The 24,515-nt window shown below is 52.9% G+C and carries 24 protein-coding genes and 1 riboswitch; of the genes, 4 read left to right on the forward strand and 20 right to left on the reverse strand.

Annotated features, from left to right (window positions below):
* Nucleotide 1: 1 nt before the first annotated feature.
* From sufD to EVJ21_RS10440, 7 genes are all read right to left on the reverse strand, one after another.
* Entirely contained in the window at nt 2-1,270 is a 1,269-nt protein-coding gene (gene sufD, locus EVJ21_RS10410) for a Fe-S cluster assembly protein SufD (RefSeq protein ID WP_131463934.1), read from the reverse strand.
* Nucleotides 1,271-1,282: 12 nt separating this feature from the next.
* Nucleotides 1,283-2,044: a Fe-S cluster assembly ATPase SufC gene (gene sufC, locus EVJ21_RS10415; protein WP_131443294.1), complete on the reverse strand. Its 762-nt coding sequence runs from the start codon at nt 2,042-2,044 to the stop codon at nt 1,283-1,285.
* Between the two features lie 172 nt (nt 2,045-2,216).
* Entirely contained in the window at nt 2,217-3,431 is a 1,215-nt protein-coding gene (locus EVJ21_RS10420; protein ID WP_131463936.1) for an MDR family MFS transporter, read from the reverse strand.
* Nucleotides 3,432-3,535: 104 nt separating this feature from the next.
* Nucleotides 3,536-4,366: a MetQ/NlpA family ABC transporter substrate-binding protein gene (locus EVJ21_RS10425; protein WP_131490442.1), complete on the reverse strand. Its 831-nt coding sequence runs from the start codon at nt 4,364-4,366 to the stop codon at nt 3,536-3,538.
* Nucleotides 4,367-4,395: 29 nt separating this feature from the next.
* Nucleotides 4,396-5,058 (reverse strand): methionine ABC transporter permease, encoded by a 663-nt coding sequence (locus EVJ21_RS10430; RefSeq protein ID WP_071397922.1) that lies wholly within the window; start codon nt 5,056-5,058, stop codon nt 4,396-4,398.
* On the reverse strand, nt 5,048-6,076 hold the full coding sequence (locus EVJ21_RS10435; RefSeq protein WP_071397923.1) for a methionine ABC transporter ATP-binding protein: 1,029 nt from the start codon (nt 6,074-6,076) through the stop codon (nt 5,048-5,050). Before EVJ21_RS10435 ends, EVJ21_RS10430 begins: the two co-directional genes overlap by 11 nt.
* 78 nt (nt 6,077-6,154) lie before the next feature.
* Nucleotides 6,155-6,260, reverse strand: a riboswitch (SAM riboswitch).
* Between the two features lie 452 nt (nt 6,261-6,712).
* On the reverse strand, nt 6,713-6,970 hold the full coding sequence (locus tag EVJ21_RS10440) for a thioredoxin family protein (protein ID WP_131441425.1): 258 nt from the start codon (nt 6,968-6,970) through the stop codon (nt 6,713-6,715).
* Nucleotides 6,971-7,160: 190 nt separating this feature from the next.
* Between EVJ21_RS10440 and EVJ21_RS10445 the strand changes: the two genes are divergently transcribed.
* Nucleotides 7,161-8,216 carry a PTS sugar transporter subunit IIC gene (locus EVJ21_RS10445; RefSeq protein WP_131490443.1) on the forward strand — a complete coding sequence of 352 codons (1,056 nt, stop codon included), beginning with the start codon at nt 7,161-7,163 and terminating at the stop codon, nt 8,214-8,216.
* Nucleotides 8,217-8,260: 44 nt separating this feature from the next.
* On the opposite strand, the gene gcvH is transcribed toward EVJ21_RS10445, so the two are convergent.
* From gcvH to EVJ21_RS10475, 6 genes are all read right to left on the reverse strand, one after another.
* The gene (gene gcvH / locus EVJ21_RS10450) at nt 8,261-8,644 is read right to left on the reverse strand and encodes a glycine cleavage system protein GcvH (RefSeq protein WP_070328736.1); all 384 of its coding nucleotides are present in this window, start codon (nt 8,642-8,644) and stop codon (nt 8,261-8,263) included.
* 48 nt (nt 8,645-8,692) lie between these two features.
* The gene (locus tag EVJ21_RS10455) at nt 8,693-9,046 is read right to left on the reverse strand and encodes an arsenate reductase family protein (RefSeq protein ID WP_070328735.1); all 354 of its coding nucleotides are present in this window, start codon (nt 9,044-9,046) and stop codon (nt 8,693-8,695) included.
* 47 nt (nt 9,047-9,093) lie between these two features.
* On the reverse strand, nt 9,094-9,822 hold the full coding sequence (locus tag EVJ21_RS10460) for a hypothetical protein (RefSeq protein ID WP_236636581.1): 729 nt from the start codon (nt 9,820-9,822) through the stop codon (nt 9,094-9,096).
* A 94-nt stretch (nt 9,823-9,916) separates the two neighbouring features.
* Nucleotides 9,917-11,701 (reverse strand): acyl-CoA dehydrogenase family protein, encoded by a 1,785-nt coding sequence (locus EVJ21_RS10465; RefSeq protein WP_131490445.1) that lies wholly within the window; start codon nt 11,699-11,701, stop codon nt 9,917-9,919.
* Between the two features lie 13 nt (nt 11,702-11,714).
* The gene (locus tag EVJ21_RS10470; RefSeq protein ID WP_016510281.1) at nt 11,715-12,887 is read right to left on the reverse strand and encodes an acetyl-CoA C-acetyltransferase; all 1,173 of its coding nucleotides are present in this window, start codon (nt 12,885-12,887) and stop codon (nt 11,715-11,717) included.
* Nucleotides 12,888-12,906: 19 nt separating this feature from the next.
* Complete coding sequence (locus EVJ21_RS10475) at nt 12,907-15,318, reverse strand: 3-hydroxyacyl-CoA dehydrogenase/enoyl-CoA hydratase family protein (protein ID WP_131490446.1); 2,412 nt, start codon at nt 15,316-15,318, stop codon at nt 12,907-12,909.
* A 214-nt stretch (nt 15,319-15,532) separates the two neighbouring features.
* On the opposite strand from EVJ21_RS10475, the gene EVJ21_RS10480 reads away from it, so the two are divergent.
* Both EVJ21_RS10480 and EVJ21_RS10485 read left to right on the forward strand, forming a co-directional pair.
* Nucleotides 15,533-16,435: an SDR family oxidoreductase gene (locus EVJ21_RS10480; RefSeq protein WP_131490447.1), complete on the forward strand. Its 903-nt coding sequence runs from the start codon at nt 15,533-15,535 to the stop codon at nt 16,433-16,435.
* A gap of 521 nt (nt 16,436-16,956) precedes the next feature.
* A complete protein-coding gene (locus EVJ21_RS10485; protein WP_070328725.1) occupies nt 16,957-17,382 on the forward strand; it encodes a hypothetical protein in 426 nt (141 codons plus the stop codon).
* A 59-nt stretch (nt 17,383-17,441) separates the two neighbouring features.
* On the opposite strand, the gene EVJ21_RS10490 is transcribed toward EVJ21_RS10485, so the two are convergent.
* The 5 genes from EVJ21_RS10490 to EVJ21_RS10510 all read right to left on the reverse strand — a co-directional run bounded on the left by EVJ21_RS10490 (nt 17,442) and on the right by EVJ21_RS10510 (nt 22,477).
* On the reverse strand, nt 17,442-18,359 hold the full coding sequence (locus EVJ21_RS10490) for a proline dehydrogenase family protein (protein ID WP_070328724.1): 918 nt from the start codon (nt 18,357-18,359) through the stop codon (nt 17,442-17,444).
* 157 nt (nt 18,360-18,516) lie between these two features.
* Nucleotides 18,517-19,188 (reverse strand): PAQR family membrane homeostasis protein TrhA, encoded by a 672-nt coding sequence (trhA, locus tag EVJ21_RS10495; protein WP_070328723.1) that lies wholly within the window; start codon nt 19,186-19,188, stop codon nt 18,517-18,519.
* A gap of 95 nt (nt 19,189-19,283) precedes the next feature.
* Nucleotides 19,284-20,699 carry a carbon starvation CstA family protein gene (locus tag EVJ21_RS10500; RefSeq protein ID WP_131490448.1) on the reverse strand — a complete coding sequence of 472 codons (1,416 nt, stop codon included), beginning with the start codon at nt 20,697-20,699 and terminating at the stop codon, nt 19,284-19,286.
* Between the two features lie 85 nt (nt 20,700-20,784).
* Entirely contained in the window at nt 20,785-21,957 is a 1,173-nt protein-coding gene (gene tnpB, locus EVJ21_RS10505; RefSeq protein ID WP_131468257.1) for an IS200/IS605 family element RNA-guided endonuclease TnpB, read from the reverse strand.
* Nucleotides 21,958-22,279: 322 nt separating this feature from the next.
* On the reverse strand, nt 22,280-22,477 hold the full coding sequence (locus tag EVJ21_RS10510; protein WP_131468255.1) for a hypothetical protein: 198 nt from the start codon (nt 22,475-22,477) through the stop codon (nt 22,280-22,282).
* Between the two features lie 108 nt (nt 22,478-22,585).
* On the opposite strand from EVJ21_RS10510, the gene EVJ21_RS10515 reads away from it, so the two are divergent.
* A complete protein-coding gene (locus EVJ21_RS10515) occupies nt 22,586-22,819 on the forward strand; it encodes a hypothetical protein (protein WP_131490450.1) in 234 nt (77 codons plus the stop codon).
* A 172-nt stretch (nt 22,820-22,991) separates the two neighbouring features.
* Here the strand turns inward: EVJ21_RS10515 and EVJ21_RS10520 are convergent.
* Nucleotides 22,992-24,319, reverse strand: a protein-coding gene (locus tag EVJ21_RS10520; RefSeq protein WP_370250778.1) for an IS3 family transposase whose coding sequence is annotated in 2 segments (ribosomal slippage) — nt 22,992-23,947 and nt 23,947-24,319 — 1,329 coding nt in all. Because the reading frame shifts where the segments join, the coding sequence is not laid out codon by codon here.
* A 106-nt stretch (nt 24,320-24,425) separates the two neighbouring features.
* On the reverse strand, nt 24,426-24,515 hold a 90-nt coding region (locus EVJ21_RS10525), incomplete at its 5' end, for an IS3 family transposase (RefSeq protein ID WP_131441643.1).

The raw sequence follows: 24,515 nt of genomic DNA on the forward strand, positions 1-24,515 counted from the left end.
CTTAACGCACTTTCCCTTCGATGACTTCACGGAGACGGTCTTTGACCGACTCGATCGCGAGTTGCTCGACGACCGGGTTCAAGAATCCGTGAATGATTAAACGTTCTGCTTCTTTACGTGACAGACCGCGGCTCATCAAGTAGTACAACTGAATGTCGTCGACGCGTCCGACTGAAGCGGCGTGGCCGGCCATAACGTCATCCTCATCGATGAGGAGGATCGGGTTGGCGTCACCCCGTGCTTTTTCAGATAACATGAGAACGCGTTCCGTTTGGACACCGTTCGACTTCGAGGCACCGTGATGAATCATCGATGTCCCGCTGAAGATCGCTGTTGCCGAGTCTTTTTGAACACCGTGGATCAAGATGAACCCTTCCGAAGACTTCCCGAAGTGGTCGGTCCGAATGTTGAAGTTTTGTTTCTGTGCGCCACGACCGATCGTGACTGCTTTCGTGTTCGAGTACGTGTTGTCTCCGACGAGATGCGTCTTCGTCTCGACGAGCGAGTTGCCGTCGTTCATATGTCCGAGTGCCCAATCAAGATGAGCGTTCTCGTAGACGACACCGCGGCGGTTCATGAACGTGAGTGCTGACTCAGCGAGCTGGTCGACTCCACCGAATACGACTTTCGCGTTCGCTCCGACGAACACTTCCGTCACGGCGTTGACCGTGTGCGGCTCATTTGTGTTCGACAAGAAACTTTCGATATACGTCACTTCACTGCCTTCATCGGCGACGACGATCGTGTGATGGTACAACGACCCGTTCGCTTGTTCCATCGTGAAGATGGCTTGAAGCGGGTCTTTCAATTGCATGTTTTTCGGGACGTACAAGAAAGCCCCACCGTTCGTGAGCGCTGCGTTCAAGGCAGACAAGCGATCTTCGTCAACCCGAACGCCTTCTGTCATGAAGTATTTCTCGACGAGGTCCGGATGTTGTTCCATCGCTTGTTGGATTCCCATGAACAAGACGCCTTCTGGCATCGTAAGTTCGTTATAGACGACATGACCGTTGCGTTCAACGAGCACGTTTGTCCGGTGGTCTCCGAGCAATGCTTCGATTTCAGGCGTCAACCCGTCAAGCTTCGCGAGCTCGACGTCTCCGCTTGTGAAATCCCATTTATCAATCTTGATTTTTTCAACTTTAGGCAAGGCGAGAGTCGGCGCAAGTTCTGCTGCTTCTTTACGTCGGTTGACCATCCATGCTGGTCCACCGAGCGCCTCTGCACGTGCCGCTACTGCTTGTGCATCTAATTCAAATTGTACGGTCATCGTACAGCCCCCTTACGCTTCTGTGTCTACTGTCATCCCAAGATCTTGCTTCACCCAGTCGTAACCTTCTGCTTCGAGTCGTTGTGCGAGCTCTTTGCCGCCCGACATGACGATTTTACCGTCGATCATGATATGGACGAAATCTGGCTCGATGTAGTTGAGGAGACGCTGATAGTGCGTGATGATCAAGCAGCCGAACTCTTCAGTGCGCATTTCGTTGACACCTTTAGCGACGACTTTGAGCGCATCGATATCAAGACCTGAATCGATCTCATCAAGAATCGCGATGTTCGGTTTGATCATCATCATTTGAAGGATCTCGTTACGTTTTTTCTCTCCGCCCGAGAAGCCTTCGTTCAAATAGCGGTGTGCCATTTCTGAAGGGATTTCAAGAACGCCCATCTTCGAATCAAGTTCGCGGATGAATTTCATAAGTGAGATTTCTTCGCCTTCTTCGCGGCGCGAGTTGATCGCTGAGCGCAAGAAGTCGGCGTTTGTGACTCCGCTGATTTCAGCTGGATACTGCATCGCGAGGAACATGCCTGCTTGCGCACGTTCATTTACTTCCATCTCGAGGACGTCTTCTCCGTTCAAGTCGACGCTCCCTCCTGTCACTTCGTACAATGGATGACCCATGAGGGCAGATGCGAGTGTTGATTTACCAGTCCCGTTAGGACCCATGATGGCGTGAATTTCGCCACCTTTAATTTCAAGATTAAGACCTTTGACGATCTCTTTTCCTTCGATTGAGACGCGGAGGTCATCAATTTTCATGTGTGGTACGTTAGACATTCGGATACCCCTTCCGTTTTCTCGCCATTTTTGGCGTAGATTAGATATATTCTAATCTTAATCTAGGCAATTTTTTATTTCAAGCGACTCACCTTATATTTCATTCTCAATAAAACATAAATGTTGAGAATGAGAATATCGGGAAATCAAGACATTATCCAACATTTTCCTCAACTTGAACCGAATTCGCTTGTTTTTCCCGTAGCGCGCCGGTGAAGAAGAAGGCGCCACACGCGGTCAGAACGGCTAGGCTCCCAAATACAGGGAGCGACGCGTTGTCGAAGCCGTCGAGCAGCAGTCCGCCGATGACCGGCCCGATCGATTGACCGAGTGCCGTCAACCCCATCGCCCCGAAATACGTGCCGCGCAAATGTTCCGGTGCCAAATCGTCTGTCAACACGTCCGTCATCGTGAACATGAGCACTTCCCCGACCGTGAAGATGACCATCGCGACGAATAGTACCCACACCTCGGCAGCGAAGCCGATTAACAACAGCCCAATCGAGAGCGTCGCGATCCCAAAGAACAGCGACTTGATTGGCGAGACGCGAATACCGAACCGCATGATCGGATACTGCACGATGAGCACGGTGATCGCGTTGACCGTCAACAGATAAGCGAATAGGCGCGACCCGTCACTAAATCCGTCGTGAAACGCGATGAACTGCGGCAACGTCGAATTGAATTGACTGTAGCCGATGATGGCGAAGATCATGCCGATGATGACGAAGCGGAACGTCTTGTCTTCTTTTAACACGCGGAACGTCTCCGTCAGGCGCGGCCGCACTTTGACGCCGTCCCCTTCTTCAAACGGATACTTCCGGAACAACGTCGAGATAACGAGGCCGTAAAGGACATAGACGGCGGTCACGACGAAGAATGCGCTCTTCGCTCCCGTAAGTGACAAGACGACCGCAAGCAGCGGTCCGATCGCCGCAGCGATGTTGATCATGAAGTAGCGCACGTTATAGACGATGACACGCTGGTCGGGTTGCGTCGTGTCGCTGATCAAGGCCCGAGACGCTGGTTCAAGGAATGAACGTGAAACGCCCATCAATACCGAAAATATGTAAAACCAAACGAGCTCCGTTGCGAGTGCGAAACCTGTGAACGTCAAGGCGTTCAAACCGATACCTATCAACATCAGCTGTTTGCGCCCGTAGCGGTCAGACAGCGTCCCCCCAAAAAAGCTCATAAATAGACCGGATAATGCCGACGTCGCGAACACCGTCCCGATCACGCTCGCCGAGAAACCGAGCGTCGCGAGATAAATCGCAAAAAACGGCATGACAAAAAACGTCGACAGCCGTGCAAAAAATGTACCGAACAAGACGCCAAGCGTCAGCGGATGAATGTGTCGTATGCTCACCCGGATCCCCCCTTTTTCTACATATAAATAGTTTACTTCTATTATTGAAGCAAAACCACTGCAAACAAAAAAGGCCCGGGATGTCCCGAGCCTAAAATCAATCATTATTTAACCGGTACGACCGCACCTTTGTACTCCTCCAAGATCCACTGTTGTGTCTCTTCTGATGTCAATACTTCAAGGAGTGCCTTGACGCGCTCATCGTCTTCGTCGCCTTCACGCGTGACGATCAAGTTGACGTACGGTGAATCTTCGCCTTCAAGAGCGATTGCGTCTTCGAGCGGGTTGAGTCCGGCATCGATCGCGTAGTTCGTGTTGATGAGGACGGCATCGCCTTCACCGTTGTTGAACGCTTGTGGGAGAAGTGCCGCTTCGACGTCCGTCTTGAACTCCAAGTTTTTCGGGTTGTCGACGATGTCAGCGACTGTCGCGTCTGTCGTCTTGCCGTCAGCGAGCGTGAGCAAGCCTTCTGTTTGAAGCATCGTCAAGATTCGTCCGTGGTCAGCGACCGACGAGCTCATGATGATTTCAGCGCCGTCCGGAAGCTCATCGAGTGATTTGTAGTCTTGTGAGTAGACACCGATCGGCTCGATGTGGACGCCGCCGGCTGAAGCGAATTTATAGTCTTTGTTCTCAGCCATTTGTGACTCGAGGTACGGCTCGTGTTGGAAGTAGTTCGCGTCGAGTTCGCCAGCTGCGAGCGTCTTGTTCGGGAGCACGTAGTCTTGGAACTTCTTGATTTCAAGCGTGTAGCCTTTTTCTTCATATTCGTCTTGGACGTGCTCTAAAATCTCGGCGTGTGGTACGTTCGACGCGCCGATGATGAGCGTCTTATCGTCGCCCGAGCCTGATTCCGAGTCCCCGCCGCCACATGCCGCGAGAATTGTGAGTGCTGATGCTGCTGTCAATCCGAGTACTGTTTTCCATGATTTCATTATAAAACCCTCCATATGATTGTATTTGATTAAGCTGATCGCTTATCGATTTTTGAGACGAGTCGATCGCCGATAAACTGAACGACGAAGACGATGACTAAGATCAATACGGTCGCGACGAACGTGACGTCGCTTTGTGAACGTTGGAACCCTTCGAGGAACGCTAAGTTCCCGAGACCACCACCGCCGACGACTCCGGCCATGGCCGTGTAACCGACGATGGCGACGATCGTCACGGTGATGCCTGACACGATGGCCGGGAGTGCTTCCGGGAACAACACTTTATAGACGATCTGCCATTTCGTCGCGCCCATCGACTCGGCCGCCTCGATGACACCGCGATCGACTTCGCGGAGTGCGAGCTCGACCATCCGTGCATAAAACGGGGCCGCACCGATGATGAGCGCCGGGAGCGCCGCCGTCGAACCGAGCATCGTTCCGACGAGAAGGAGCGTGAACGGAATGAGCAAGATGATCAAAATAATGAACGGGATCGAGCGGAACACGTTGACGACCGCACTGATGATCGTGTAAATCGGACGATTCTTCATCATGAGCGGTTCGTTCGTGACATATAAGAGCATGCCGAGGGCGAGACCGATGACGAATGTCGCGGCTCCTGCGACGAGCGTCATATAGAGCGTCTCCCACGTCTGTTCGAGCATGACTTGCCAATCTACATTAGGAAACATCGCTTTCTACCTCCACTTCCACTGCCTGCGATCGGATTGAGGCGATGGCCCGCTCGACTTCAGCCGGCTCTCCGATCAATTGGATGAATAGCGTTCCGAGCGCGCCGACTTGCGACTGCGTCACGTTACCGCCGATGATGTTGAAGCCGATGTCGTGCTGTTTCAACACTTCCGATAAAATCGGCTGTTCGGCCGTCTCGTTCAAGAACTTGAGTTTGACGATTTGGCCACTCGGATAACGTGCTTTCAAATGCTCGAACGTGAGCGACATGTCGTCGACGGCACCGATCTGTTTGACGAACTCTTTCGTGATCGGCTGTTCCGGATGTTGGAACACGTCCGCGACTTGGCCGGTCTCGACGACTTTCCCTGCCTCCATGACGGCGACGCGATGACAGATTTTTTGGATGACGTGCATCTCATGGGTGATGAGGACGATCGTCAGTCCGAGTTTCTTATTGATGCTGACGAGCAGTTCGAGAATCGAATCGGTCGTCTTCGGGTCGAGTGCGCTCGTCGCTTCATCGCAGAGGAGCACGTCTGGATTTGTAGCGAGCGCGCGGGCAATCCCGACTCGCTGTTTTTGACCGCCCGATAGTTGCGACGGATAGCTGTCTTCACGTCCGGCGAGACCGACGAGATCGACGAGCTCTTGGACGCGGCGTTTACGTTCACTGGCCGGTACCCCAATCAGTTCGAGCGGGAAGCTGATGTTCTCAGCGACCGTGCGCGACCATAATAAGTTGAAGTGTTGGAATACCATCGAGACGTTTTTGCGCACCCCGCGCAGTTCTTTCGGAGTGAGCTTCGTCAGCTCGCTCCCTGCGACGACGATCTCACCGCTTGACGGTGACTCGAGTCGGTTGAGCAGACGGATGAGCGTCGACTTCCCCGCCCCTGAATATCCGATTATTCCAAAAATTTCGCCGCTCTCGATTGTGAGCGACACATCATCGACCGCCTGGACTCGACCGTTCTTCGTGTCGAACCATTTGGCCACATTACGTAATTGAATCAATACCTTTCCCTCCTGACAACAAAAAAAGTACACACGTTTGAGCAAACGTGCGTACTTTATCGGTACGGACAACGATTGCTCTCATCTTCCAAGGTTCTCACCTTGCTGGAATTAGCACCATTTCGGATTGCTCCGCGGTTGCTGGGCGTCATAGGGCCAGTCCCTCAGCCTCTCTTGATAAGAGTGTTGTTTATTCGATTAGCTTTATAATAGCGACACATTATTTTCATGTCAAACTATTTTGTGCGAAAAATCAAAAAAAGGTGCCATCCGAGGATGACACAGAACGTAGCACCTTGAGTCACGGAAGGACAACCCATAGATGAAACTCTTTTGCCCGATCAGAGTGTTCATCCTTATATGGGGGATTCAAGCCATCCATCACTCGGCCTTAGAACGTACCATGCGGTTACGCGGTAGGTGTCCCTGCGCTTGATTTTTTTGGGGGACAATCGAAGGGAAGGTCCACCTAAAAGTCGCGTAAAGTGATGCACCGGCTGTTCTAAAACGTCTTGATGGCTGGAGAATCTCGTCCTATATTGTGTTCAAGTAAGATGTTGTAATGAATATACCATTCGTGAACTTTCTGTGTCAACTGATTATTTAAAATTTTCTGATTATTCTAATCATCCTATCTCATTTAACGAAAGATAGGACGTGCTGCACGTTTTGGAACGCATATAATCGGTCTTCGACTTGGCCGTCTTTAAGCTTTAACAGCGCCGGGACGCTCATGACTTGATACGCTTCTAACTCTTGCGGGATAAAGTTGGCGTCCTGCTTGTCAATCGCGAGTGTCGGGTCGACCGCTTCGACGACGGCGAGCATCCGCTCGGCCACAGCGCATGTTCCACACATCGGGGCGTATATATATAACAATCCGTCTGTAATCATTGTTCTCACCTCTTTTATAAGTATATGAATGTGAGCCGATCTGTTCAAAAGTTGTGCTCACCCCACGAATTTTCTGAATCGTTCAACATTTCCTGTTGACGCTTCACGAAAAGAGGCATAGTATGGTCATTAACTTTAACGCTTTCGTACATAACAGCGTATACGTAGAAAAGGACAGGTGAATCGACTTATGACGGAACAAACGAAACTGACAGGCAAACAATTTTTGATGAACGTATTGAACGGACTCAGTCTCGCTATTTTAATCGCCCTCATCCCGAGCGCATTGCTCGGTGAATTAACGAAAGCCATCTTACCGTATTTTCCGTCTTTGCAGTTCATCTTAGACGCGACGACGATCGCGATGCGCCTACTCCCGGTCATCATCGGTGTCACCGTCGCGATGCAATTCGGACGCTCGGCGCTCGAGGCCGGGACGATCGGTATCGCGACCCAGGTCGGGAGCGGCGCTATCCGTATCGAGGAAGGCGCGTTCCTCATGGCGGGAATCGGCGACGTCATCACGGCCGGCGTGACCGCCGCCTTCGCGACATATATGGTAATGCAGCTGTCGCCACGCTTAAAGACGTACACCGTCCTCGTTTTACCGATGACGGTCATCGTCATCGCCGGCGGAATCGGCATGTTCTTACTCACGTACATCTCACAGATCACGACGTACATCGGCACCGTCATCATGACGATGACTGAACTCCAACCGATCGTGATGGGCATGTTGATCGCGATGGCGTTCTCGCTCATCATCGTCTCCCCGATCTCGACAGTCGGGATCGCGACGGCGATCAGTCTGTCCGGTGTTGCCGCCGGGGCCGCTAACCTCGGCGTCGTCGCAGCCGGTTTTGGTCTCGCTATCGCCGGGTGGCAGATGAACGCGACCGGGACGTCGCTCGCTCACTTCCTCGGCTCACCGAAAATTCAAATGGCGAACTTCGTCCGTCGTCCGATCATGATGCTGCCGGTGCTCGCGAACGCGGCCATTCTCGGGGCGCTCGCCGGTATCCTTCGTATCGAAGGAACACCGATCAGTGCCGGATTCGGTGTCTCTGGACTGATCGGACCTGTCAACGCCCTGCACTTGATGCCAGGCGGCTTCGCGCTCTGGAACGTCATGCTCGTCATCGTCTTGTTCGGCCTCATTCCGGTGACGCTCGGGATTGTCTTCTACCGACTGTTCAACCGGACATCACTCATCCAGCCTGAACATTACCGCCTCGACTTCGACTAAATCAAAAAATCCCGGCTTCTCATAAAGAGAAACCGGGATTTTTGTTAGCCTTGAATCATCGCTTCATATTCTTCGGCTGACATGAGTTTGTCGACGTCCGTTGAATCGTTCAACTCGACTTCGATCATCCATGCGCCTTCGAACGGTGCTTCGTTGACGAGTTCCGGCGAATCCGCGAGTGATTCATTCACCGCCGTGATCTTCCCAGAGATCGGTGCGTACAGTTCAGACACCGTCTTGACCGATTCGACCGAACCGAACGGCTCGTCGAGCAAAATCGTGCCGCCGACTTCAGGAAGTTCCACAAACACGATGTCCCCTAGTTCGCTTTGTGCGAAATCCGTGATCCCGATGCGGGCAACGCTTCCGTTCACTTCAACCCATTCGTGTTCTTTTGAATAACGTAGATTTGCAGGTACTTTGCTCATCATGACTTCCCCCTCAAATAAATTAGACTCACATGTGTATTATAGCACTTAGCCCCAAACGTCTGTAAATGACTTTTCTGAAAAACCGACCGTCGATTTTTGACCGTCAGTGACGATTGGACGCTTTAAAAGCATACCATTGCTGACTAAAAGCTCGATTTGTTCGTCTTCTGACAAATTCGGGAGCTTATCTTTAATGCCTTCGTTGCGGTACACTTGCCCGCTCGTATTGAAAAACTTTTTGAGCGGCAGCCCTGACTGTTGCCAGATCGACGCGAGTTCATCTTTTGACGGTGTCGCCTCGACGATATGAACGTATGTATACGCGACGTCGTTCTCCTTCAACCATTTCTCTGCCTTCTTACACGTACTGCATGGCGGATAGCCATATAGTGTCACCATTTTTATCACCTCTTATCTTTCACTTTAGCATAATCACCTCACTCAATTCACGCCTCGAGCAAGCGTTCAATTTCTCGCTTCAACGTCGCATTGACCGGATGTCTTGTTTCGATATAGCGCAGCATCGCCGCGGCCGCTTCGACCGACTTGCCGTAACCTGGCAGCCACTCGTCGAGCCCGGCGACGAGCTCCGGGTACCGTATCTCGACCCGGCGCGTCGGATTGAACGGGTCGCCCGTCTCTCCATGTGCTTTCAACACGTTGTTGACGGCCGCGACTTGGATGAGTTCGAAGCCGGCGAGCTTCTCTCCGCGTCGTTCACGGAGCAGACCGACGTACAGGTTCGTCAGCGCCTCTTCGTAGCAGTACGCTGCGTCTCGGACGTCCGTGACGAGCTTAGGCGTCGCAAACGATTCGAGCGCTTCCTCCCGCTTCCAGACGATCCGTCCCGGAGTGTAGGCAATGTGTGGCATCTCAGGCAAATCGAAGACGGCGAACTCGGCGTAAATACCGTCCGCATACATGACTTTATGGCCGTCTTTCGTGTTTTGGAACTGGTAAGCGATCGGTTCAACCTCGAGCCAGTCCAAGTTGTCGATGAAGCGGGTTTTTCGTCCGTCTTCGACGATCAAAAAGAAATCGAGGTCGGAGTAATCATCGAGCCGCTCTGTCTCGAGGCCAATCGAACCGAGGGCGAGCAGCATGAGCGCCCCTTCTTTTGTCGCGACTGATTCCCCAATCCTTTCCATCCGTTCCAACAGCTGATCACGTCTCATGAACATTCCTCCTTTTCCTCATTGTACGTTCTGATCAAGCGAAAAAGAAAGGGCTGACCGCGTCCGGCCAACCCTTCTTGTTCGAAAAATTTGATTACACGATAAACTTGTTCGCTTTGATGAGACTCGCTGCGACTTCGCGCTTCGTGCCGATGACGTTGATCGGCTGATAACGGCTGAACTTCTTCATCGCCGAGAGCAACATCCGCTGCTCGTCGCCTGACGCTGCCGCGTACAACACTTCTTTCGCCATGAGATCGACTTGCTTAAACACTTGCTCGGCGAAGATTTCCGTGTATCGGACTTTCTGGTTGTTCTTATCAAGGCCAGTCCGGGCAATTGCTTTATCCGTCCGCGCGATCGCCGCTTCAAGCGCATAGATGGCGCTGATGATGTCGGCGAGCTTGGCGAGGATCTCTTGCTCGTTTTGGAGGTCTTGCTGATATTTCTGGACGGCTGTCCCGGCGATCATCAAGTTAATCTTCTTCATGTTCGATAGAAGCATCTTCTCGCGCGCGAGCGGTGAACCGTCGAGCTCTTGCGGCATGTAGCTCATGAGCTCTTTTTGGAGCTTCTGTGCTTCGGCGAGGAGCGGCAAGTCGCCTTTCATCGCTTTCTTGAGGAGCGTGCCCGGGACGATCAAGCGGTTGATCTCGTTCGTTCCTTCGAAGATCCGGTTGATCCGTGAGTCACGGTACAAGTTTTCGACCTCGTACTCGGTCATGAAGCCGTAGCCGCCGTGGATTTGAACAGCTTCGTCGACGACGTAGTCGAACGTCTCAGACGCGAACACTTTGTTGAGCGAGCATTCGATCGCATACTCCGCGATCGATTGGGCGACTTTCGAGCCGTCGCGCATGTTCTCGTCACCAAGCGCATCGAGGCTGTCTTGGAACAAGCCGCCTGTGCGGTAGACCGAGCTCTCCATCGCGTAAATGTTCGCCGCCATCGTCGCTAATTTTTCTTGGATGAGCGGGAACTGACTGATCGGCGTCTTGAACTGCTTACGCTCGTTCGCGTATTGGACCGAGAGATCGAATGCACGTTTCGATGAACCGACCGCTCCGACCGCGAGTTTGTAACGACCGACGTTCAAGATGTTGAAGGCGATGACGTGCCCTTTACCGACCTCACCTAACAGGTTATCGACCGGGACTTCGACGTCTTGTAAAATGAGCGTCCGCGTCGACGAGCCTTTAATGCCCATCTTCTGTTCTTCGGCACCTGTCGAGACGCCGTTGTAGTCGCGTTCGACGATGAAGGCGCTGAACTTGTCGCCGTCAATTTTTGCGTAGACGACGAACACGTTGGCGAAGCCTGCGTTCGTGATCCATTGTTTCTCACCGTTCAAGACGTAGTGCGTCCCGGCCTCGTTCAAGACGGCCGTCGACTTCGCGCCGAGCGCGTCCGACCCTGAGCCTGGCTCTGTGAGCGCGTACGCCGCGATCCATTCGCCCGTCGCGAGCTTCGGCAAGTACTTATGCTTTTGCTCTTCTGTTCCGAAGAAGACGATCGGAAGCGTCCCGATCCCAACGTGGGCGCCATAACTGAGGGCGAACGAACGGGCTTTGGCGAACCGTTCCGTGATGATCGATGACGAGATTTTGTCGAGCTGATAACCGCCGTACTCTTCAGGCACATCGGCACCGAGCAGACCGAGCTCGCCCGCTTCTTTCAACAGTTCGACCGAGAGATCGAACTCATGTTTTTCGATGCGTCCAAGTACCGGCATGACACGGTCGTCGACGAAACTCGACGTCGTGTCCCCGATCATCTTATGCTCGTCTGAAAAGTCTTCCGGTGTGAAGAGACGATCCGCGTCGAGTGCGTCAATGACAAAGCTACCGCCTTTAATCAATTCGTGTTCTGTACGTTCCATAGTCATTTCCCCCTTATAGTAATTCGAAGACGCCAGCAGCGCCCATTCCGCCACCGATGCACATCGTGACAACCCCATATTTCTCATTGCGTCGTTTCATTTCATGCAGAATCGATACCGCTAGTTTCGCGCCCGTACACCCGAGTGGATGGCCAAGGGCGATCGCGCCGCCGTTGACGTTCACTTTGGACGGGTCGATGCCGAGTTCGCGGATGACGCCGAGTGATTGGCTCGCGAACGCCTCGTTCAATTCGAACAATCCGACTTCTTCAAGCTTCACACCAGCCATCTCTAACGCTTTCGGGATGGCGACGACCGGTCCGATCCCCATCACTTCCGGGCGGACCCCGCCGACTGCGAACGAGAGGAACTTCGCCATCGGCTTCAAGCCTTGGCGTTCCGCCTCTTCCCGCTCCATGACGAGTACGGCTGCAGCGCCGTCTGATACTTGTGACGCGTTACCGGCTGTGACCGATCCTTTGATTTTGAAAGCTGGACGCAATTTGCCGAGTGCTTCGACCGTCGAGTTGGCCCGGACGCCTTCGTCGTGCTTGACGACGAATTCACGCTCCGCGACTTTCCCATCTTCACCGAGGACGTGCTCGATGACCGTCACCGGCACGATCTCTTCTTCGAACTTGCCGCCCGCGATCGCAGCCGCCGCTTTTTGATGGCTGTCGATGGCGAACAGGTCCTGGTCAACTCGTGAGATGTTGTACTCGGCCGCTACGCGCTCAGCCGTGTGTCCCATGCTCATGTAATACTCAGGCGCCGTCTCCATGATCGTCGGGTTCGGACGGATGACGTGTCCACCCATCGGGACGAGACTCATCGATTCCATTCCGCCGGCAATGATTGCCGTCGCTTGGCCGATCATGATCTTCGCTGCCGCGTCCGCGATCGCTTGAAGGCCTGACGAGCAGTAACGGTTGATCGTGACGGCGGGTACTTCGTGTGATAGTCCACCGCGTACGGCCGCATAACGGGCGATGTTCATCCCTTGCTCCGCTTCCGGCATGGCGCATCCCATGATGACGTCGTCAATCGGTCCCGTGTATCCCGACCGCTCGAGCGTCGCTTTGATGGCGTGACCTGCGAGCTCGTCCGAACGAACGTTTCGGAACGACCCGCGTTTTGCTTTTCCGACCGGTGTTCGTGCACCGGCCACGATGACTGCTTCTCTCATCTGTTAAGTCCCCCTTTTGTCAGTTCCGAAGTGGTTTGCCTTTGACGAGCATATGTTGCATCCGTTGTTGCGATTTCGGTTCTCCGATGAGGCTCAAGAACGCCTCACGCTCGATGTCGAGGAAGTATTGCTCGTCGACCATCGTGCCGTATGCCAAATCGCCGCCGCTGATGACATGGGCAAGTTTTTTGGCGATCTTCAAGTCGTGCTCTGAAATATAACCACCGTAGAACATCTCGTACGCTGCGAGTTCGAGCGTCGCTTTCCCGGTTCGACCGACGACCGGCAACTTCTCGCGCATCGGCGCGACGTATCCGTCCGTAAGTCCAAGGACGGTTTGTTTCGCGTCGAACGTCAAGTGGTCACGGTTCATCGAGATGCCGTCGATCGGACGATGATAGCCGAGTGTTTTCGCGTCATACGCCGACTTCGATACTTTCGCCATCGCGATGTTCTCGAACGTCTGCTGTGCCGCCTTCTCGATGTTTTGCATCGATTTCGGCGTCTGTTCAAGTAGACGACGGTACGTGTTGACGTTGCCGCCGCCGCCAGGGATGAGACCGACACCGACTTCGACGAGTCCCATGTATGTCTCGAGCGCTGCTTGCATGCGTGCTGCCGGCAAACTGATCTCCGTGCCGCCTCCGAGTGTCATGCCGTAAGGTGCGACGACGACCGGGCGACCTGCGTAACGGATTTTTTGAACGACTTGTTGGAACTTGTTGATGATCCAGTCGAGCTCATACCAGTTCTCGTCTTCCGCTTCCATGAGCATCATCGCGAGGTTGGCGCCGACGCAGAAGTTTTTACCATCGTTGGCGAGGACGAGTCCTTTGAAGTCTTGCTCGACGAGGTCGATCGATTGCTCGATCATCTGCATGATGTCGACCCCGATCGCGTTGTTTGGTGACGTGAACTCGAGGGCGACGACGTCGTCACCGATGTCGATGAGGCGAGCCCCGCCGTTCTCGAGGATGATCCCGTTCGACTTGGCGAGCGGTGCAAGTTTCAATTCTTTCGGGTTGACGGTCTTCTCGACGTACGTCTGCGACGCTTGATCGTAATACTGGTCCCCTTTATAGAAGGAAGTGTGTCCGGCAGCGAGCATCTCATCGATCCACGCCGGGACGGCATATCCTTCCGCTTTCATGCGTGCGACCGATTTTTCGACACCGAGTGCGTCCCATGTCTCGAACGGTCCGAACTTCCAACCGAAGCCCCACTTCATCGCGTCATCGATGGCGACGATCGAGTCACTGATCTCACCTGTGAGTCGTGCCGAGTAGACGAGCGTCTTCGCCGTCACCGGCCAGAGCAACTGTCCGACGCGTCCCTTGTTCAAGATCGCGCCTTTCAGTTTCGCTTTCGAGCCTGGGAGCGACTTGATTTGATCGAGCTCAGGTCCTGTAATCGCTTTCAATTGTTCGTACTCAAACGTGCTCAAGTTGAGTTCCTGGATGACTTTCCCGTCTTTCTTATAGAACCCTTGACCAGACTTTTGTCCGACCCAGCCTTTTTCGACGAGCGTCTTCATCTCAGCAGGGACATCGAACGTATCTTTCTCCTCGCCCGCTTCGAGCGCCTCATAGACGTTACCGGCGACGTGGACGAACGTGTCGATGCCGACGACGTCGAGCGTACGGAACGTCGCTGATTTCGGACGGCCGATGAGCGGTCCTGTGATCGAGTCCATCTCGCCGATCGTCGCGTTTTGTTTCAACATCTCCTCGAACGTGACGAGCAGGCCGTATGTGCCGATGCGGTTACCGATGAAGTTTGGCGTGTCTTTCGCCTCGACGACGCCTTTACCGAGACGGTCCTCAGCAAAGCGGGCCATGAAATCGATGACCGGGCTCGCCGTTTTCTCCGTCGGGATGAGTTCGAGCAGCTTCAAGTAGCGCGGCGGGTTGAAGAAGTGCGTTCCGAGGAAGCGTGACTTCAATCCTTCCGGCAAGACGCTCGCCATCGCTTCGATCGAGATCCCAGATGTGTTCGAGCTGAGAATCGCGTCTTCACGGATGAACGGTGCGATCTTGTCGAACAGTTGCTGTTTCACGTCGAGCCGTTCGACGATGACTTCGATGACCCAGTCGGCTTCTTTCAATCGCTCGAGGTCATCTTCTAAGTTCCCGACCTCGATGAAGTTCAAGTGTTCCGCCGTCGCGAGTGGCGCCGGATTTTGTTTCAACAACTTATGACGGTTCTCGGACGCGATGCGATTCCGCACTTCCGGTGACTCGAGCGTGAGCCCTTTCCCTTCTTCTTGCGCCGTCAATTCACGTGGTACGATGTCGAGCATGAGCGAACGAACCCCCGCGTTCGCCAAATGGGCCGCAATCCCCGCCCCCATTACTCCTGAACCGATGACGACCGCAAAACGGATATTGCTCGTCAAACGGAGGTCGGCTGATTGTTCGATGTGACTCGTCATATTGTTCCCCCCTAAATGAGAATGAATAGTGATTCATTTCACGCGTAAAAAAAATCGCAATCACCATCGTGTTTACTCTTCTATCATAAATGAATGACAATTCATTCGCAAGCGTTCATTTTTCAAATTCATTCCATTTTTCTGATTTACGATTATTTTTTGATGTGTGTGGTATAGACACATTGAGTCAATTTTTGAAAGGGGACGAAACAATATGAGTGACAATCGTTTAAATACAGTCGGAAGCCGCAAGGATTTTGAATCGTTCAAGAAGGACGGACAAGCGCAAGCCCATCAACCGGGAATCGATTCGAAGATGGAGCCGTTCCCGATCTATGAGCGTGAAGGATACAAAGGAAGCGACAAATTGAAAGACAAAGTCGCCATCATCACGGGCGGTGACTCGGGGATCGGGAAATCGGTCGCCATCTTCTTCGCCCACGAAGGCGCAAACTCGGTCATCGTCTACAAAGACCAAAACGAGCTCGAGGACGCCGAGGCGACGAAGGAACGGATCGAAGAACTCGGTCAAGCGTGCCTGTTGCTGCAAGGTGATCTCGGTGATTCGGCGTTCTGCCAAGACGTCGTCAAGCAGACGCTCGAGACGTTCGGCCACTTGGACGTGCTCGTCAACAACGCCGCCGAGCAGCATCCGCAAGAGTCGCTCCTCGACATCTCGGACGACCAGCTCGAGCGGACGTTCCGGACGAACATCTTCAGCATGTTCTATTTGACGAAAGCGGCGCTCCCGTACTTGAACGAAGGCGCGAGCATCATCAACACGACGTCAATCACGGCGTATGAAGGTAACGACCAGTTGATCGACTATGCGTCGACGAAAGGTGCGATCACATCGTTCACGCGTTCGCTCGCCAAAAACTTGGCCGAGAAGAAAATCCGCGTCAACGGCGTCGCCCCAGGTCCGATTTGGACACCGCTCATCCCAGCTACGTTCTCGGCTGATAAAGTCGCTACGTTCGGCGATTCAGCTGAAATGAAACGAGCGGGTCAACCGGCTGAGCTCGCTCCGGCTTACGTCTATCTCGCAAGCGATGATTCGACGTACGTCAGTGGGCAGGTCATGCACGTCAACGGCGGTACGGTCGTGAACGGATAATGGTTCAAGCAGAGAGGTTTCTTTGACTCTCTGCTTTTTCTTGCCCTCTTATGCTTTCTATACATATAATGAAAAAATGAAGGAGAAAGATTTCACGACAACACGACATGTCCATCGGGCGTCCGGGGTGTATGGCTTATATGTCCAAAACTCCTTGCCGACAGATGTAAACATTTAGGCTTTAGGAGGTGCTGTACATGCTATCTTGGTTAGGCATAACGAAAGAAAAGGAAACGGGACGGCAGTTCTTTGGGAACATACATAAGAAAACAATCACGTTCGTCTTGCTTTCGTCCCTTGTGATACTCTTCGGGGTGAAATCATTGTTGACTTATCTACTCCCAAAAGCAGCTCTCGCTGACCCCTTGGTTGCTGTACTGCCAGGTACAGTAGGCATTCTTGTTGCTCTAGTGTATGTTCTAGTTCTAGAACGACTCTTACTAGACAAGGCCGAACGTGGAAAGTAATATGTCATCTGACGAGTATACTAATGACGAATAGGTAAAAATGGAGGCCAATCGATGACAAACCAGCACAGCGATGATGAGTATGAAGCGTACGATGAAGACAGGTTAGAGTTCGATCCTTACTTTTCTCATGAGGCTAAAATGGAAGTCAGTCTGAATGCAGCTGGGGTCAATTTCGTCGGCAACGCAGAAGGCTATCTCGCCCTCGCGAGAATGTTTACGTTTTTAGCCGAAACACATATGTCCATTCGCATGGAAGAAAATCCTTCGCCTGATATAAATACTTCCTATGGGTATGGCCCGTATCATATGACCGATTACATCCGAGACAAGTTCATTCAAAATAAACAGTATGTATTTGACCCGGGTGCCTTGCATGATTCACATCCAGAACATGAAAAAGAGCTTTTCTTCTGGCTATCTGATCAAATCGGTCCAGATTTCTGGGTCGAAAATCGAGAAGATGACGAGCAGGAATAACGCCTCATAAGAACTCCATAAAAAAGCACACAAGTTCGATATGAACTTGTGTGCTTTCCTCATTTTTTGACCATTCCTTTTAACACGAACGCGACGTTGGCCGGACGTTCGGCGAGGCGGCGCATGAAGTAACCGTACCAGTCACGGCCGTACGGCACGTAGACCCGGACTTTATAGCCTTGGCGGACGAGCTCGAGTTGACGCTCGACCCGGATGCCATACAGCATTTGGAACTCGAACTGGTCGAGTGGGATGTTGTTCAGTTTCACATGCTCGATGATGGCATCGATCATATGGTCGTCATGGGTCGCGATAGAGGCGTAGTTCCCGTTCGCAAGATGGAGTTTGACGAGCTTCAAGTAGTTGTGGTCGACGTCTTCTTTCTCCGGGAAAGCGACCGTCGCCGGCTCTTTGTAAGCCCCTTTGACGATACGGAGGTTCGGCTTGATCAGCGCGAGATGATTGATGTCATCTTCCGAACGATACAAGTACGATTGGATGACCGTCCCGAGTCCGTCAAAGTCCGCTTTCAACTTCTTGAACAAGTCGAGTGTCTTCTCGCAGCGCGACTCGTCTTCCATATCGATGGCGACGAAGACGCCGACCGACTTAGCCGTCGTCAAGATCTGGCGCATATTGTTCTCGATCAACTTGTCCGAAATATCGAATCCGAGTGACGTGAGCTTGAGCGACATATAGGCGTCGAGTTTCTCTTCGGCCATGATCTCGATGGCACGGATGATCTCGTCACGGTTTTGGTTCGCTTCTTCGACCGTGTTAATGAATTCCCCTAGATGGTCGACCGTGACCGATAGCCCTTTCGCGTTCAGTTCGCGAATCGTCGGCACCGACGTCTTGAAATCTTCTCCCGCCACAAATCGTGACGCCCCGAACCGAAGCCCATACTTTTTAGCCAAACTGTTGAGTGCTTTGTTTTGAGACATGTAAATAAAGCCATCACGTAACACTTTTTCCATCAGATTTTCCCCCTTGCGTTTACACTCATCTATCTCTATGACGATGTCTGAAATTATTATGACATACAAACGTCAATTCGTCTTTAGTTTTGTAACCGTTTCCAACACTTCATTGGCCAAGTTTATAAAAAAGCAGACGCCCTCACGGACGTCTGGTTCACAGGCCTGTATTCGGTGCGACGTAGAGCAAAATACTGAGGAAGACGAACACGCTCCCGGCGAGCACGAACAAGTGCCAAATCGCATGATTGAACGGCAGTTTCTGCCAGACGTAAAACACGATCCCGACCGAATAAGCGAGCCCACCGGCAAGCAGCAACATGAACCCTTGATGGCCGAGCGACTCGTAAAGCGGACGGATCACGATGATACAAATCCACCCGAGCCCAAGGTACGTCACGTTCGATACCCACATGTACTTCCCGGTCGAATACATTTTCCAGACGATGCCTAAGATGGCGACGCCCCAAACGATGCCGAACAACACCCATCCGAGCGTTCCCTGAAGCGACACGAGTGCGAACGGCGTGTAGCTCCCGGCAATCAATAAGTAAATCCCAGCGTGGTCGAACACTTGGAGCACCCGCTTCGCCCGTGGATGCGGGATCGCATGCATGAGCGTCGAGAACAAGTACAACAAGATCATCGATACCCCGAACACGCTCACCGCGATGACGTTGCCTGTGCTCCCGGTCTCAGTCGCGGTCGTGACGAGCAGGACGAGAGCGACGATGCTGAAGATGACCCCTAGTCCGTGCGTGACGGCGCTCGCGATTTCTTCGCCGAGCGTATCGGCATGGAGCATGTCTTTTAGTTTCTCTTGATCCATTCGGGTCCCACCTTTCATTTCCCTTCCTCTAGTATGGTCATTTCCCGATTTTGGCGCAAATAAAAACACGGGTCTGTAAAAACCCGTGTCCTTGATTATGCGACTTCCTTCACCGGAACGTCACATTCCATATTTTGTGCCCGCATCGCCCGTGCGCGTATGTGGAACAAGACGAGTAGCGTCACCGTACCGATCGTCGCGATGACGTAGGGAATGACCCCATCCATCTTGAAGCCGATCGGCGCTGTGAGAATGTAGAACCAAACCGCATACAGCATGAACGTCCCCGGGATGAGTGCGATCCAGTGGTTGCGTCCTTTGATGTACAAGTACATCGCACCGACGAACAACGCGATGACCGCTGTCGTCTGGTTGGCCCAGTTGAAGTACTGCCAAAGCATTTGGAAGTCCATGTTTGTGAGCACGTACGAGATCGCGAACAACGGGAGTGCGATCCAAAGGCGTGACGAGAAGTTCTTCTGCGCGACTTTCAAGTAGTCGGCAATGATCATCCGGGCACTCCGGAACGCCGTATCGCCTGACGTGATCGGCAAGACGATGACGCCGAGGATGGCGAGCGTGCCGCCGATGCTGCCGAGCATGAGCGTCGCCACTTCTTGGACGACGAGCGCCGGTGTCCCCGCTTGAATCATGCCGAGCAACTCACCCGGCTCAAAGATGGCCATGGCCGCTCCGGCCCAAATCATCGCGATGACGGCCTCGACGATCATCATGCCGTAGAAGATGCTGCGGCCATTACTTTCTTTCATCGTCGTCCGCGAGATGATCGGCGACTGCGTCGCGTGGAAGCCTGAGAGTGCGCCGCACGAGATCGTGAAGAACAAGAGCGGCCAGATCGGCAAGCCGTCCGGGTGCATGTTCGTCAATGTCATCTCTGGGATTTGATAGCCTTGGACGAACAGGCTGACCCCGATCCCGACGGCGCTGATCATGAGGAGCGCCCCGAAGAACGGATAGATGCGGCCGATGATCTTGTCGACCGGGAGGAGCGTCGCTAAGATGTAATAAGCGAAAATCGCAAAGACGACGAACACGAGCGTCGACGCGTTGCCGTCGAACAAGTTGTTAATCATGTTACTCGGTGACGTGACGAACACCGTCCCGACAAGGAGCAGCAGTAACAGGGCGAATCCGTTGACGATATGGCGGAGCGAGCGGCCGAGGAACTTCTCGGCGAGCTGCGGCAAGTGTGCACCGTTGTTACGGAGCGAGATCATCCCCGTCAAATAGTCGTGCACGGCACCTGCGAAGATCGATCCGAAGACGATCCACAGGAAGGCGACCGGACCGTAGAGCGCCCCCATGATTGGCCCAAAAATCGGACCGACGCCGGCGATGTTCAACAGTTGGATCATCGAGTTCCGCTTTTTCCCCATCGGCACGTAGTCGATGCCATCCTGCGACGCATAGGCGGGCGTCGTCCGCTCTTCCTTGATGCCGAACGTCTTCTCGACGTAACGGCCGTAGACGATGTACCCGACAATTAAAATAGCTAAGGCGTTGAACTACCCCCACCTACGCTACGCTTAGAGGTGAGGGATTCCTGAGTTATCCGACCCAGCGGCCGAAACCTGATCAGGCTAGCCCCGTCGTCCCGACGGTTGAAGAGGCCAGGATGCGTTCGGCCTCTTGCTTGAGATTGAGTCCTGCGTTGATATCCCGGTCGTGGCGAGTGCCGCAGCCTGGGCATACCCACTCACGCAAGGCGAGATGTTTCACGTCTTTGTGCCGATGGCCGCAACTTGAACAGAGCTGGCTCGAGGCGAAGCTTCTGCCGACCTTGACGACGGTCTTCCCGTACCAGTCGGCCTTGTATTCGAGCATGCGGTGGAACTCCGACCAGCCGACGTCGGAGATGGCCTTGCTCAATTGGCGGTTCTGCTGCATGTCCTTCACCTGCAGCGTCTCGATCCCGATGACGTCGTGGATTTTGACGATCTCGGTCGACACCTTCTGCAGGAGGTCGTTGCGTCTGTTCGCGATTTTCTCGTGGATGCGCGCGACCTTGCGCTTCTGCTTCTGGTAGTTCTTCGCCTCGGACAGCTTGACGTTCCGGTTCATGGCGATGAGCCGTCGGCGTGACAGCTTGCGCTGCTCACGGGCAAGTTTTTTCTCGAGCGACTTGAAGTAGCGGTCGTTCGGGTACACCGTCCCGTCCGACAAGATTGCGAAGTGCTTCAGACCGACGTCGACGCCGACCGATGAGCCCGTCTTCGGCAGCTCCTCAATCTCCTGCTCGACCTTCAGGGAGACGAAGTACTTGCCCGTCGCGTTCCGGCGGATCGTCGCGCTGAGGATGCGGCCCTCGACCCGCCTCGAGTTGGCGAACCGGACCCACTTCAGCTTCGGCAGTTTGAGCCGTTCCCCGACGATCGACACCTCGGGGTTTTGCGACCTGCCCTGGATGTTCGTCGTGTACGACTGGACCGGGTTCCGTTTCGACTTGAAGCGCGGGTGCCCGTTCTGTTTCGTGAGGAGACGGTCGTAGCCGTCGGCCAGGTGCTTCAACGACCACTGCAGGGCCGTGCTGTCCACCTCCTTCAGCCATGAGAGCTCCTCTTTCATGGACGGCAATACCTCGGAGCACGCGCCATAGGACAGTCCCGCACCGCTCGCCTGATATGTCTCGTCCCACTTCGCGAGGAAATGGTTGAAGACGAAGCGGGCGCAGCCGAGCGTCTTGATGATCAGTACCTCCTGTTCCTTGGTCGGATAGAGACGAAATCTGTATCCTTTATGTGTCAACATACTCTTCACCTCCTCTAGGTATTTATACCCAGAAAAAGCTATAGCGATTCATCGCCCACTTTCACTGGGGCTTCGCCCGGATCACTTAGAAGTGGGCGTATTCTCGCCTATTTTTGATAAAGAATGTGATCATGTGTGCTGTCCCCTTTTAACCTGTGTAGCCGATCCCCATCGAACCCGAAAAATGAATCTCATTACTTTACACATGTAATGTAAGCGCTTACTTGGTTGATTATACAATAGTTTCCATTGTTTCGTAAGAGGTTTTGTTCACTTTTTTGACACAAAAATCAGCCTTCAAAACTGAAGGCTGATTCATTGTTCACCGCAGGGCCGGGATGCCAACATGAGCGACTTCGACGACTCGCGATTCCTCTTTCGTTTGGCCGCCCTGTTCACTGATGACAGTGACAGTTTGACGAATCTTGAGTGGTTTCACGACGAACTTGTACGTTCCGTCCGCTTTGGCTGTCATCGCCGCCAACACGTTCGATGATTGGAGTGGCAACGTCATCGGCAATACGAGTGCGGTCGCAATCGTCCATTTCAGAGCGATCGTTTTTTATATGATAATGATGTATGTTAGAACCAAAATAAAAACGATTTGCTAGTGACAGGAGGAGTCATTTTGATCATTGAAATCGATGGATACGGACACAATGTTCGTTTGAGTGGAAAAAAGTGCTCTGAACGACAACTAAGAGAGATGTATCGACAAACCAAAACAATGGTGGTTGATATAAAAGACTTTCCAGACGTGTTTTGTCGACTCCACCGCTTTGATCGTATTCAGTATTCAAACGATATGAACATCGACTTCGTGTTGGACACGGATACGGATCACATCTACACACCGTCTTAATGTTTACGTGAAAAGACTCAACCGCTTGAGACTTTTCATCGTTTAATACCGAATCCTCAATCGAATGCGTTATGGATATCGGCCGATTTTGATGTCCATGAGAAAAGCCCAGAATCTCCGTGTTTGAACTGAGCCCCGTAAAATGGACAGTTTAATAAAAAGCCCACGTGTTCTATGCGGCGATTAGATGGCCCCGATATTGTTCCGGGGTCATCTTTTTTAGGTTCCATTGACCGCGTTCGCAGTTGTAATAGCTTATGTAGTCGCCGACCATTTCTCGGACCTCCTCGAGCGATTTGCACGAGCGGTTGGTGACATAGTCCTTCAAATGACCGAAGAACGATTCGATTGGTGCGTTGTCGAGACAGTTTCCCCGACGTGACATGGACTGGACCAGTCCGAGGTCACCGACGAGTTTCTGGTAGTCTGGATGTGTGTAGTGGAAGCCTTGGTCCGAATGAATCATCGCCTCAGGATGCAGGTTCCCTTGGAGGTGCTCTTCGAGCTTTTCCATCGTCTGAAAGACGAGGTCCATGTGAAGGCCCATGGGCAGCTTATGTGCCACGATCTCGCGTGTGGCGACGTCCTTCACACAAGACAAATAGACGTTCTCGCCGGAGGCGATCGGGAGATAGGTGATGTCGGTCACGAACACCTTCCCGGGCTCGCTCTGTCGGAACTGGCGGTTCAACAGATTCGGCACGACGCGATGCTCGAGCGTCGCTTTAGCTAGTTTTCGATAAGGGCTCATCTTTCGGATTTTGGTGACGATGTTATACTTGCGCATCAGTCGGAGGATACGCTTATGGTTGATCCGGACCCCGAGGGTCGCGCGCACCTCCATGTACAGTGCCCGATAACCGACTTTGCCACCGTGGCTGTCGTGAATCTGCTTGAGTAGGGTCGCGTCTAGGTAATCACGCTCTTCCCGGAGGGACTCTGCCTCGGCTCGGTTCAACCAGGCATAGTAGCCACTCCGACTCACGCCAGCGATCTCACACAGTGGGCGGACGAGGTTCTTCAGCTGCGCGATTCGGATGATGGTATTGATGACCTGATATTTCTCTGCCGGTGTCAGTTCGTTCGTTTCGCCTGCCCTTCTAACTTCTCTAGCTTTTTTAAGAGTTCATTTTCTGCCGTCAGGTATTTGATACGCGCCTCTGCCTTCGCTAACCGTCGCTCCATCGACTCGTCTGTTTTCGGACGCCCGCCTCCCAGAGTCTTCCCACGTTTGTTGTTCAGGAGACCGTCTTCTCCGTCCGTTCGGTACGTCCGACGCCAACGCTTCAACGAAGACTTCGCCTTCTCTTTTCCGATCACCGTCAGGTCGAACCCCGCCTCTGTGAAGATCTGTTGGGGTCCTTTGCCGTCCATGTTCTCACGCACGGCCTTGACCTTAAACTCGGCGGTGTATTGAATCGAGCGTTCTGATACGGAGGCGACGTTCGGGTTCGACTCAAGCTGATCAATTTGATGGATATTGAAAATGATTTTACTCATGGTTGTTTCTCCCGTCTGAATGAATAGGTTCATTATAGCGATTCGTACGCACACGAAAAACCCCGAGTGTGAACTGAACCAAAAAAGTTAGACACTAAATAATTTGTCAGGCGACTTCGAGAACCTGGGTCCGGTATTCCACCGGGCTCAGGTTTTTTAGTCGTTTCTTGATGCGACGATGATTGTAGTACTCGAT

The organism is Exiguobacterium sp. SH0S2, from assembly GCF_004337185.1.
Lineage (GTDB): Bacteria > Bacillota > Bacilli > Exiguobacteriales > Exiguobacteriaceae > Exiguobacterium > Exiguobacterium aurantiacum_A.

Excerpts from the sequence above, each read along its gene's own strand:
- sufD (WP_131463934.1), bottom strand. The coding sequence starts at position 1,270 with ATGACCGTACAATTTGAATTAGATGCACAAGCAGTAGCGGCACGTGCA.
- sufC (WP_131443294.1), bottom strand. The coding sequence starts at position 2,044 with ATGAAAATTGATGACCTCCGCGTCTCAATCGAAGGAAAAGAGATCGTC.
- EVJ21_RS10425 (WP_131490442.1), bottom strand. The coding sequence starts at position 4,366 with ATGAAATCATGGAAAACAGTACTCGGATTGACAGCAGCATCAGCACTC.
- EVJ21_RS10430 (WP_071397922.1), bottom strand. The coding sequence starts at position 5,058 with ATGTTTCCTAATGTAGATTGGCAAGTCATGCTCGAACAGACGTGGGAG.
- EVJ21_RS10440 (WP_131441425.1), bottom strand. The coding sequence starts at position 6,970 with ATGATTACAGACGGATTGTTATATATATACGCCCCGATGTGTGGAACA.
- EVJ21_RS10445 (WP_131490443.1), top strand. The coding sequence starts at position 7,161 with ATGACGGAACAAACGAAACTGACAGGCAAACAATTTTTGATGAACGTA.
- gcvH (WP_070328736.1), bottom strand. The coding sequence starts at position 8,644 with ATGAGCAAAGTACCTGCAAATCTACGTTATTCAAAAGAACACGAATGG.
- EVJ21_RS10455 (WP_070328735.1), bottom strand. The coding sequence starts at position 9,046 with ATGGTGACACTATATGGCTATCCGCCATGCAGTACGTGTAAGAAGGCA.
- EVJ21_RS10460 (WP_236636581.1), bottom strand. The coding sequence starts at position 9,822 with ATGAGACGTGATCAGCTGTTGGAACGGATGGAAAGGATTGGGGAATCA.
- EVJ21_RS10465 (WP_131490445.1), bottom strand. The coding sequence starts at position 11,701 with ATGGAACGTACAGAACACGAATTGATTAAAGGCGGTAGCTTTGTCATT.
- EVJ21_RS10470 (WP_016510281.1), bottom strand. The coding sequence starts at position 12,887 with ATGAGAGAAGCAGTCATCGTGGCCGGTGCACGAACACCGGTCGGAAAA.
- EVJ21_RS10475 (WP_131490446.1), bottom strand. The coding sequence starts at position 15,318 with ATGACGAGTCACATCGAACAATCAGCCGACCTCCGTTTGACGAGCAAT.
- EVJ21_RS10480 (WP_131490447.1), top strand. The coding sequence starts at position 15,533 with ATGAGTGACAATCGTTTAAATACAGTCGGAAGCCGCAAGGATTTTGAA.
- EVJ21_RS10485 (WP_070328725.1), top strand. The coding sequence starts at position 16,957 with ATGACAAACCAGCACAGCGATGATGAGTATGAAGCGTACGATGAAGAC.
- EVJ21_RS10490 (WP_070328724.1), bottom strand. The coding sequence starts at position 18,359 with ATGGAAAAAGTGTTACGTGATGGCTTTATTTACATGTCTCAAAACAAA.
- trhA (WP_070328723.1), bottom strand. The coding sequence starts at position 19,188 with ATGGATCAAGAGAAACTAAAAGACATGCTCCATGCCGATACGCTCGGC.
- tnpB (WP_131468257.1), bottom strand. The coding sequence starts at position 21,957 with ATGTTGACACATAAAGGATACAGATTTCGTCTCTATCCGACCAAGGAA.